The sequence below is a fragment of the Paenibacillus sp. 3LSP genome (assembly GCF_032465655.1).
Classification (GTDB): domain Bacteria; phylum Bacillota; class Bacilli; order Paenibacillales; family Paenibacillaceae; genus Fontibacillus; species Fontibacillus barengoltzii.
Map to the genome: position 1 here is coordinate 1 of NZ_JAWDJI010000020.1, position 10,443 is coordinate 10,443.

10 protein-coding genes are annotated in these 10,443 nt (G+C 48.4%); 4 read left to right on the plus strand and 6 right to left on the minus strand.

What is annotated here, in order from left to right; all coding sequences use genetic code 11:
* Positions 1-88: 88 nt before the first annotated feature.
* Positions 89-2,359 (minus strand): glycoside hydrolase family 3 N-terminal domain-containing protein, encoded by a 2,271-nt coding sequence (locus tag RW092_RS01160; protein WP_316009290.1) that lies wholly within the window; start codon positions 2,357-2,359, stop codon positions 89-91.
* Positions 2,360-2,535: 176 nt separating this feature from the next.
* Here RW092_RS01160 and RW092_RS01165 point away from each other — a divergent pair, with 176 nt between their 5' ends.
* The 3 genes from RW092_RS01165 to RW092_RS01175 all read left to right on the plus strand — a co-directional run bounded on the left by RW092_RS01165 (position 2,536) and on the right by RW092_RS01175 (position 3,944).
* On the plus strand, positions 2,536-2,730 hold the full coding sequence (locus RW092_RS01165) for a hypothetical protein (protein WP_028537644.1): 195 nt from the start codon (positions 2,536-2,538) through the stop codon (positions 2,728-2,730).
* Complete coding sequence (ymzB, locus tag RW092_RS01170) at positions 2,723-3,064, plus strand: protein YmzB (protein WP_051134907.1); 342 nt, start codon at positions 2,723-2,725, stop codon at positions 3,062-3,064. The genes RW092_RS01165 and ymzB overlap by 8 nt, the downstream gene beginning before the upstream one ends.
* A gap of 142 nt (positions 3,065-3,206) precedes the next feature.
* On the plus strand, positions 3,207-3,944 hold the full coding sequence (locus tag RW092_RS01175) for an EcsC family protein (protein ID WP_316009291.1): 738 nt from the start codon (positions 3,207-3,209) through the stop codon (positions 3,942-3,944).
* 38 nt (positions 3,945-3,982) lie between these two features.
* Here the strand turns inward: RW092_RS01175 and RW092_RS01180 are convergent, their stop codons facing one another.
* Both RW092_RS01180 and RW092_RS01185 read right to left on the minus strand, forming a co-directional pair.
* Positions 3,983-5,677, minus strand: a complete 1,695-nt coding sequence (locus RW092_RS01180; RefSeq protein WP_316009292.1) for a M3 family oligoendopeptidase — start codon at positions 5,675-5,677, stop codon at positions 3,983-3,985.
* Positions 5,678-5,828: 151 nt separating this feature from the next.
* Entirely contained in the window at positions 5,829-6,554 is a 726-nt protein-coding gene (locus tag RW092_RS01185; protein WP_028537648.1) for a gamma-glutamyl-gamma-aminobutyrate hydrolase family protein, read from the minus strand.
* Positions 6,555-6,755: 201 nt separating this feature from the next.
* On the opposite strand from RW092_RS01185, the gene RW092_RS01190 reads away from it, so the two are divergent.
* Entirely contained in the window at positions 6,756-7,268 is a 513-nt protein-coding gene (locus tag RW092_RS01190; protein ID WP_316009293.1) for a hypothetical protein, read from the plus strand.
* A gap of 65 nt (positions 7,269-7,333) precedes the next feature.
* Here RW092_RS01190 and RW092_RS01195 read toward each other — a convergent pair whose 3' ends face one another.
* From RW092_RS01195 to RW092_RS01205, 3 genes are read right to left on the minus strand one after another with little or no spacing between them, the layout of a single operon-like run.
* On the minus strand, positions 7,334-8,425 hold the full coding sequence (locus RW092_RS01195) for an ABC transporter substrate-binding protein (RefSeq protein WP_316009294.1): 1,092 nt from the start codon (positions 8,423-8,425) through the stop codon (positions 7,334-7,336).
* A 15-nt stretch (positions 8,426-8,440) separates the two neighbouring features.
* Positions 8,441-9,202 (minus strand): ABC transporter ATP-binding protein, encoded by a 762-nt coding sequence (locus tag RW092_RS01200; protein ID WP_028537651.1) that lies wholly within the window; start codon positions 9,200-9,202, stop codon positions 8,441-8,443.
* Positions 9,203-9,205: 3 nt separating this feature from the next.
* On the minus strand, positions 9,206-10,297 hold the full coding sequence (locus RW092_RS01205; RefSeq protein ID WP_316009295.1) for a FecCD family ABC transporter permease: 1,092 nt from the start codon (positions 10,295-10,297) through the stop codon (positions 9,206-9,208).
* Positions 10,298-10,443: the final 146 nt, after the last annotated feature.

The window sequence follows — 10,443 nt, forward strand, 5'->3', positions numbered from 1 at the left end:
AAAGATTTGGAGCACTTTTTATTTTTTTCAGAAGAGATTACTTTCGAAATTCAGGATTATCTCTTTCTTTTCATTTCTTAAATTTTTTTCATTTTTGTATCGATTGTGTGGCAACTGGCAAGACTCCCTCTGCCTTCAACTGCCCAAGCAGCACCTGGATCGCCGCTTGAGTGTTGGGCTCCTGTTTTCCGTAAACGGCAAGCGCTGAGCGCACATTCTGCACATACATCGTTTCGTACGGGTTGCCCAGGGATAACAGCACATACCGCTTATTTAACTTGTTTAACGTATCAACCACGGTTTGAATTTCGGACCACCCGAACTCACTCGCTACGTTACGGAACTGATAAGAAGCCAGAATGACATAATCTGCCTGCTCCATCTTCTGAAGCACTCCCAATGTTTTGCCTTGACCCATCACGGCAATCTCCGTTTTTAGCGATCGGTTGCTGGCTGTTTGGGTCAGCTGTCTTTGGAGCTGCTCCGCTTGCTCCTTATCGGTTGCCGCAATAACAACTCGGTCGCTTGGTTGAATGGAATCAGGATTTTCACCATGACGGCTGGCGAGAACGGTGACGGCGCGTTCTGCAATTTCCCGCTCTATCGCCCGATGTTCCTCAGAACCAATCGTTTTAAGCGCGCTGAACTTCTGTGGAAGAGACTTCTCTTGATCAAATAATCCGTACTTCGCCTTCAACTCCAAGATACGTTTCACTGACTTGTGGATGGTTTCCACCGGAATGCGCCCGTTCTCCACTGCTTGAACCAGCGTTTTATGAGCAGCTTCCGGATGCTGCGGCATCAGAATAATATCAACACCCGCATTAACAGCTCGTTCGACGGCTTGATTCTCTCCAAAGTGCTCTGCAATCCCGTTCATGGTAAAAGCATCCGAAATGATAATCCCTTGATAACCCAATTCCTCGCGGAGCAAACCGGTCAATACCTTCTTCGACAAAGTCGCCGGAATTGGCACTTGGCTGCCATCCTTCAGTGAAGTCACATGCTCATTCTCAATCGCCGGAAAGGCAATATGTGCGGTCATGATCATCTCCACACCGCCTTCAATCGCGGTCCGAAACGGCTTCAGCTCCACCGCATCAAGCCGCTCTCGGTTATGCGTCAAGACGGGCAAGCCCAAATGGGAGTCCACGGTCGTATCCCCATGCCCTGGAAAATGCTTCACAGCTGCGATCACCCCAGCTTGACGCAGCCCTTGAATCGTGGCGAGACCAAGTCGTGATACCAAATCCGCGTCCGCACTAAAGGAACGCATCCCGATGATGGGATTATCTGGATTACTGTTCACATCGAGGACCGGAGCAAAATTGACCTGCAATCCCAGCGCCCGCAACTCCTCCCCTGTGAGCTTTCCCGCCGCTTTAGCCAGTATCGGATCTCCGGATGCGCCCAGCGCCATCTGACCTGGCAGATTCGTTCCCCCGGGGATGCGCTTAATTACGCCGCCTTCCTGGTCAACGCCAAGAAAGAGCGGAAGTTCGCCGGCTACTTTTTGCAGATCATGGGTGAGCTGCACGACCTGACGGGCATTCACGATGTTTTTATCAAAAAGAATCATCCCGCCCAAATCCAAGTCCTGAACGGTGCGTTTTAATCCTTCATTTACAGTAGTGGTCGCTTGGCCATTCCATTGACGGATGTCAGGCATCAACATTTGGCCCACTTGTTCGCTCAATGTCATATAGGAGATCAACTTGTCCCAGTCCTGCAACGCGATGGCCGCTTCACGTTCAAAGCGAATCACCCGGGCGAGAAACACCGAAAACTCTGCCCGCGTAACAGAACGATCCGGCCGATACGTGCCATCGGCATATCCGCCAATCAGTCCGTTGGAGCTCATAAGTTGAATGGGCTCAGCCGCCCAATGGTGCTGAACATCTGTTAAGCTAACCGACATCCCCCCTGTCGTAAGCGCATATGCGCGAGTTAAAAATGCAGCGGTCTCCGCACGACTCATCGCTGCATCTGGATGGAAGGAACCATCGGGAAACCCGCTGGCCAGCCCATAGTGCTTGGCAATGCCAATTTCATGATAAAAAGGATGGGTTGATTGTACATCCGTATAACTTGGGCTTACCGCCCCGGATTGCAGTTGCTCCGGATACAGCTCTCTTACGAGAAAAGTTACGGCCTGCGCCCGAGTCACTGGTTTCTCTGGTGCAAACTTCCCATTTCCAACTCCAGCAACAGTTCCCCTGTCCGCCATATAGGTAATGCTGTCTTCCGCCCATTTCACATGCTGGAGATCCGAAAACCGTTCTTCAGCTGCAGCACTCCCTGCCAAAATAAACATGGAGCTGAGAACAGCACCTACCATCGGCATCATTTTAAGTTTCATCTGTCTACCTCTCTAGTTGTCTTGTAAAAGGTTAGACGCTTCCGTTGTTTGTATAGTTGCGTTCCGTCCGTTGTTGAAACTGCTGGAAAAAGACAAAGGATAAGCTCGGCAACCAAAGGTCATACTACGTACATTCCGTATTATCCTTTATAGATGGTGGAAGGAGTGCAAATAAGATGAGCAAAGCCGGCAAACGCGGGCATGTGGAGTTTCGTCCGCCAATGGTCCAACTGGCAGCGGATCTGCCGGGGGATGAAGACATGCGCGAACACTTGAATGATCTGAAAATGAATGATGGTTTTCAGGGATCCTGCGGCCCCCTCATGTCAAACGCAAACAGCAAACGAAAGGAAGCCGATGCAGATGAATGAGCAGCTTCAACCTGTGATGGATTGGCTTGAGGCGCATATCGGCGGCAATTTGCATATCCGCAAGCTAGAACAAGGCGATCTCGACGAGATCAAACTGAAATTAGAACAGAAAGGGATCCATGACGATCACAGCCATATGTTTGATGATTATACCGGCGGGCCTGTCTTGTATTTGCGGGGTGAAGGTTGGATCATCCAACCTGGCGGCACGGAGGTTCCTCTTCCCCAGGATACGTATCTCATTCCGGTAAAAGAGTTGAAGCAAGCCCATATCGACGGTCACACCATATCAGTAGAGACGGGGCGTGCCCGTTATGACATTACGGATGCCTAGGCTTATTATCATTACCCCCTAAAAAATCACCTTGATATCCTGGACTAAAGTCAAGGAACCCAAACCGCCTTCGGTCCATACAATTTCAAGATGATCTTCGATACACTAAACATAACTGAGATCTTTTGAAGGGGGCGATTGGGTGAGTTACGAACAGCAGGTGCGGAAGGAAATCGCCGTATGGGAGCACAACATGTTTAAGCCGGCGGGATGGTTAGAGAAAACGTCAAAGTCCATCAGTCAGCGAGTGAATCAACTGATCCCGCCGAAAATGCACCAGATCATTACGACCACCATACGCACCATCGTGCGCACGGCGCTATTTGGGGCGGAATATACGCCAAAGCGCCCGGTCCAGCGCGGAATTAAACTGGAAACCGCGGATCAAGAAGCGAACCAACTGTTTCGCTTATATCAAAAAATTGCGGTAGCCGAAGGCGCAGGAACCGGAGCTGGCGGTCTAGTGCTGAATGCGGTAGATTTTCCGGCATTCATTGCCATAAAAATGAAATTTCTTTTCGAACTGGCTCATGTCTATGGATATGACACGAAAGTATTTTCCGAACGTGTGTTTATTCTCAAAGTATTTCAAATGACGTTCGCCAGCCCGCATAACCGTGCTAAGATCCTACACTCCATCAAGCAGTGGCATATCGAACAAGAGCAATGGGCAAGCGATACCCCATATGCCAACACATTGGACTGGGAGACCTTTCAGATTGAATATCGCGATGCAATCGACTTCCGGAAAATGCTCCAGATGGTGCCTGGAATCGGAGCACTTGCGGGCGCATGGGCGAACTACACCATCCTGGAAGAGCTTCGTGAATTCGCGATGAACGCGTATCGCTTGCGTAAACTAAACGATCCGGAGAGATAACTTTTACTCTGCCCCTACCACCGGATTTGGATCCTGCTCTAGAGTACAGTGTCGTCTACCCCGTCCAGCCACGCTTCAATGCTGCCGATCACCGAGGTGACGCAACCGTCTTCAAACGGAGAAATCAAGCCGGCCGTTTGAACCAGCTCCGTAAAGGATTGACTGCCGCCTTGCTGGCATAAGCGCAAATAGTTAGCCCACGCCGCTTCGCGGTCTTCATGCATCTTCTTCCAGAACTGAAACGCGCAAATCTGCGCCAGGGTATAATCGATATAATAAAACGGCGAATTGAAGATATGTCCTTGTTTATGCCAAAATCCGCCCCGTTCCAAATAGGCGTTATCCGCATAGTTTCGGTAAGGAACGTACTTGCGCTCAATTTCCCGCCAAGCTTGCTTGCGTTCCGCCGGCGTTGCCTCCGGATACTCATACACGTAATGCTGGAATTCATCGACCGCCACGCCGTAAGGAATGAAGATGACGGCACTTGCCAAGTGATCGAACCGGTACTTATCGACTTGTTCTTCAAAGAATAAATCCATCCAAGGCCAGGTGAAAAATTCCATGCTCATCGAATGAATTTCGCAGGCTTCCAGCGTTGGGAATTGATACTCCGGCACCTCAAAGCCGCGGCTCTCGTACATTTGAAATGCATGCCCCGCTTCATGTGTCAACACATCGATATCGCCGGATGTGCCGTTGAAGTTGGAGAAAATAAACGGTGCCTTATAATCGCTAATAAAAGTACAGTACCCGCCGGCCCGTTTCCCTTGCTTGGCGACCAGATCCATCAACCCATTTTCCGTCAGGAAGGTGAAGAATTCATCGGTCTCCGGAGACAACTCGCGATACATCTTCGCCCCGTTCTTCACAATCCAGTCCGGATCGCCCTTCGGCACTGCATTCCCGGATTTAAAAGCAAAGCTCTCATCATAGTACAGCAGCTGGTCCACGCCGATCCGCTGCTTTTGCCGTTCCTTCAGCTTGGTGGCAACCGGCACAATATGCTTGAGCACCTGGCTTCGGAAGTTCGCAACCTTCTCGGCATCGTAATCCGTCCGCGATAACCGGGCATATGCAAGCTCTACAAAGTTGCGGAATCCCAGCTTCTTGGCGATCTTGGTCCGTACTTGCACCAACTCGTCATAGATCCGGTCAAGCTCATCCTCATGCTCGGCCAAGAAACCGTACGCCGCTTCGGCTGCACGCTTGCGAACCTCTCGGTCCGTGGATTGCTGGAACGGAATCAGTTGGGAAAGGTTGCGTTCTTCCCCTTCAAACGGGATTTTCGCGGAGGCGATCAGTTTGGCGTATTCGGTGGTCAGTTTGTTTTCCCGCTGCAGATCCTCGATGACTTCAGGGCTAAACGTCTTTAACGACAGCTCGGCCAGCCGGAACAGCTGACGCCCCCATTTTTGCTCCAGTTGGGCACGGAATTTTGAGTGAACTAAGGCCCGGTAGTAGTCTGTAATCGATTCCTGTACAACCGGGCCTGCTTCATCATAGAAGTCCTGTTCCGCTTTATAGAACTCATCGTTCGTATTGATCGTGTGCCGAACACCGGCGATCTCCTGCATCGTATCGAAGCCGCTGCGAAGTTGATTGATTTCCCGCATGATCCGGTCTTGCTCTTCGTAAGACTCCGCACTTGCAAATCCTTGAAGAAGCTCCTGAAATCTCTGTTGGAAAGCTTGGACATCGGGCCGTTCATATCGGTATTCACTAAATTTCATGGCATGCACCTGCCTTTTCGAAGGATTTGATAATTCTGGAATTAAGAAGAATACGAACATTATACTAAATCTTCTTTTGCGATCGCAATCACGACACGCTATGTCAGCTGTGTACGCCACGGTACATTGGTTTAAGTCTGACGAAACGAACTTATCTTTCTCCCTGACAAGCTTTCACAAACGCTGTAAATAGTTTAAAGCTAGGTTCATCTTCCTGATACATAAATTCAGGATGCCACTGTACCGCTATCATAAAGCGTTGATTTGGCATCACCACCGCCTCAATTAAACCGTCTTCCGCTGTTGCTGCGGCAACCAGCGGCTTCGCCAGCTCTTTAATCCCTTGGTGATGGTAGCTGTTGACTCGCAGCGAATCCGTCTGGAGAATTTGGTGAAGCTGCGTGCCTTCCGCCAATTTCAACTGGTGGACGGGCTGAGAATACGGCGGCTTTTGCTTATGTACAATCGAGGAACGGGTCTCGGGCTGAAACTGCAACGGAAGATCTTGGTATAACGCGCCTCCCAGCAGGACATTAAACAACTGCAATCCGCGGCATATCCCAAATGCCGGCTTGTCCATTTGAAGAACATGTTGAAATAGAACGGATTCCATGGTATCTCGGTCTTTGCAGAGGGTTCCGCAAACCTCCATGGTTTCTTCGTGATAAAGCTCGGGATTTACGTCATGACCTCCAGTGAAAAGAAAGCCGTCCATCGTTTGGGCCAGGTTCCAGAGGATCTCGGAGTCTGTCGTTAGGGGCAACATGACGGGGATTCCGCCGCTCACTTCGATACCTTTCATATAACCGGGGAGCATCCAATAACTCTCTTTGTGTTCATCATATAAGGGCAATACACCAATCATCGGTTTTTTCATTTTGATGGCCTCCACGCTGCGATTATCGAGTTTTAGAACTACGATACAAAATTGAACATTGATCATCCATTCACAAAATGCTAAAATATTTGTATCAGTGTGCAGCAAAAACGCAGGGCCATCTGAGGTGGCTGTGCGTTTTTTTTGTGCAAAATCTGCTCGTCTGCCATCTGAAATACTTGAGATTTGGGAGATGAAACCATGCCTAATGAAATAAGAGTACCTTGGAACGCAAAGGAAGGCCTAATTTACATGTTGATCGTATCGATTATCTCGGTCAACACCATCGCTCCGCTGATTATGGGGTTTGAAATGGGGTTCTCGAAGACAAATTACCTGAAGACGCTGCAAATCCTCCCGTTGATGTGGATAATTGTGCTGTGTTTGGTCAACTTTGTAGCAAAACCTCTTGTAGGCAAACTGATGGCTAAATTTACGAAACCGACGGACAGCTTTAATGCGAAAACGTTGTTTAATATTTTCTTCAGTGTCTCTGTATTGTCGATCTGCTTGACGGTCATTGGATCGTGGGTTGGACAACGTCATATCAGTCTCGATCCGATCCAAGGGTTCTTTCATCATTGGCCTAAAAACTTCTGCATCACTTTCTGGATTGAGATGTTGATTGCTCAACCGATCGCCCGTTTCGTGATGAAGAAAATCCACGTCAAACAAGTTGCCAAAGCAGCCAAAATGGAAAAGGTTGAAGCGTAATATACCAAGAATAAAGAAGGCAAACCGCAAATGCGGATTGCCTTCTTTTTGCATCTCCCTATATTTTATTTAAACAAATCCGGATACATTTCTTTCGCCAACTGCTCCATGCCATCAATCGTGTTGTAACCATAACCAAACATATAGTTGTAGTCAACTGCATAGATCTGTTTGTTCTTGATCGCTTTCATGTTGGACAATTTCGGATTGTTATACAGCGCCTCTTTGAGCGTGTTAGGATCCGATCCGTCATAGGTTCTCCAATCTGGTACGATCAGAACGTCCGGATCGGCCCCGATCAGCGATTCCACACTAACCTCGTCGCTGCTGTTATTCTCGAAGACGTTCTCCAGCTTCACCATATGGAACGCATCGTTAAAGAAGCTTTCCGCATGGGCGGCGTAGACGCTGACTTCATTCGGATCACTCATAAATAATAGAGCGAAGGTTTTTTTCTCGGTAATGCCCGCCAGTTTGGTGCTGATCACTTCTTGTCTTGCTTTTAATTCTTGTATAAATGCATTGGCTTTATCCTGCACATTGAAGATTTTCCCTAAATTCTCGATATCCTTGTAGACCGATTCATAGGTCCCCCCGGTAATCGAAGACTCTAAGACATACGTATTGATGCCCATATCATTTAACACGTCAACGGTGCCGACACCCCAATCGGCGTTCTCAAACAAACCGCCGCGCCCAAAGACCAAATCCGGATCCGTTCCCAGGGTCACTTCTTTCCCAACGTATCCATCGCTCAGAATATTCAGTTTGTTGTATTCCTCTTCCACTGCAGGGTCCGGTGCACCGAAGTTTGCGCCAACCCCGACAATTTTATCGCCTAACCCTAAATGCAACAGAAATTCAGCGGCGGGTCTTGTGTTTGCCATGATCCGTTCAGGAGCTTTGTCGAAGACTTGCTCCTTCTCTTTCCACTCCGTACCGCCTTCCGCTTTTGTGTAGTTCACGATCGTTAAGGGATATTGCGTGGCAGCTTCTTGATTCTGAGCTTGGTTTTGAGCTTGATTTTCAGTTTGATTTTGTGCGGACGCCGAGCCGCTGCTTGTACTCGTGCTGCCCGTGCTCGTGTTTCCCCCACCACAAGCCGTTAATGCCAGCAATAATGTTAAACTTAAGGCAAACCATACTCTCTTCTTCATCCTTTGTTCTCCCCTCTAAATTCCATATGCGAAGCTTAATCCGTTCGTAATCGGATTGATATAGGTCTGGCATTTGATGTGATAAAGTGATTCAATCACTTCCGGTGTCAGGACTTCTGCCGGCTTGCCGTGCGCATAAACCTCGCCGTCCTTGATCGCGTACAGGTAATCGCAATAATGCGCGGCCATTTCCAAGTCGTGCAGCGCTGCCAACACACCGATTTCAAGCGATTTTACACAAGATAAAATCTCTAGCTGATAACGAATATCCAAGTGGTTCGTCGGTTCATCCAAAATCATGAATTTGGGCTGTTGCGCAATCGTTCTAGCTAGAATAACCCGTTGCTTCTCGCCCCCAGAGAGCGATAAATAACTGCGGTTTTTGTAATCGAGCAGATTCGTTCTCCTTAAAGCATCGTCTACAATTTCGTAATCCGTTTGCTTATCCGACTCCAGCAATTTTTTATGAGGTGTCCGGCCCAACATCACCATTTGCTGCACCGTTAGATCGAAATGCATCTCATTAAATTGACCGACCACGCCTAAATGTTGTGATACCTTTTTCTCTGAAGTCTTTAATACATCCATATCATTCAGAAAAATGGTGCCTTTCTGCGGGACCAAGCTCTTGTAGATGCTTTTGAGCAGCGTCGATTTACCGCATCCATTGGGGCCAATTAGTCCGACAAACTGTTTGTTTTTAACGTGGATTGAAACATTTTTGACGATTTCTCTTTTTCCGATCTTGATCTCCAAGTGTTTCGCGGTCAATTCCATGCTTTAACCTCCGAAATTGTAACCTTTTTTCACGATCATATAGATAAATAAAGGCGACCCGATTACCGACGTGATGATCCCGATGGGTAATTCCACATTATGGATCAACGTTCTGGACAAAATATCCGACCATATCATGAACAGTGCGCCTAGAAGCAACGTCCCCGGCATCAATCGCTTGTGGTCCGCACCAAATAGGCCACGGGCGATATGCGGGATGATTAACCCGACGAATCCGATCATGCCCGCGTAAGCGACCATCGTACCCGTAATTAACGCAGTTAAGATCATGTACAATTTGCGAAAGATGCTTAAGTTGATCCCAAGCGTTATCGCAGATTCGTCGCCTAACAGCATCGTGTTCAGCACGCGGTGTTGAAACAGGAACAGCCCGCAGCCTAGAATCACGATCACTGCCAAGATCGGTGTTTTGTCCCAACTGGAGGAAGCCAAGCTGCCCATCGCCCAGAAGGTCACGGACTTGATCCCTTCGGCATCGTTGGCGATGTAAATGATCAAGCTGGAGAAGGAACTGCACAATGCGCCGAGCACGACCCCGGATAACACGAGCTTCACCGATGTCGCTTTGCCTCCAATGCTGGAGAGAATCAGCACGGCGATCGACGCGATCATCGCACCAACAAAGGCACCAAAAGCAACGCCGAACTGAGACAACAGCGCGCCGCTGCCAAAGCCGATTAGAATGGCGAATGTGGCCCCCAGCGAAGCGCCGGACGAGATGCCCAGTATGTATGGATCCGCGAGCGGGTTTTGCACCACGGCCTGCATCACGGCTCCGCACAAGGCGAGTCCCATGCCGATGAGAAGAGAAAAGATGACACGAGGCATCCTAACTTGCAAAATAATGTTCAGGTAGGATTGGTTATCGATATGCTCCAGCGACCCCCATTGACCGTGTGACAAGAAGTTCAGCATAATGGTCATCGCTTGCTTAAATGGAATATGGACTTGACCAATGGATACGGAAAAAACCGCAGACACCCCGATTAAGACGAGTAATAGGAGGATAAAGGGATAATAGAGGCTTCCCTTTTTTTGTTTCGCGGGTGTAGTATTCAGAATTTCACCTCCCATTCAACGATCATTTGATAATGAGAATCATTATCATAGATAAGATAATAAGGCATTGTTCTTAAAATTACAATCCAGAATTTGAAATTTTTAGATAAGAAAAACGCCTGGCGGCGTCCTTTTAAGTTCGTTCAACTGAGTTCATACGT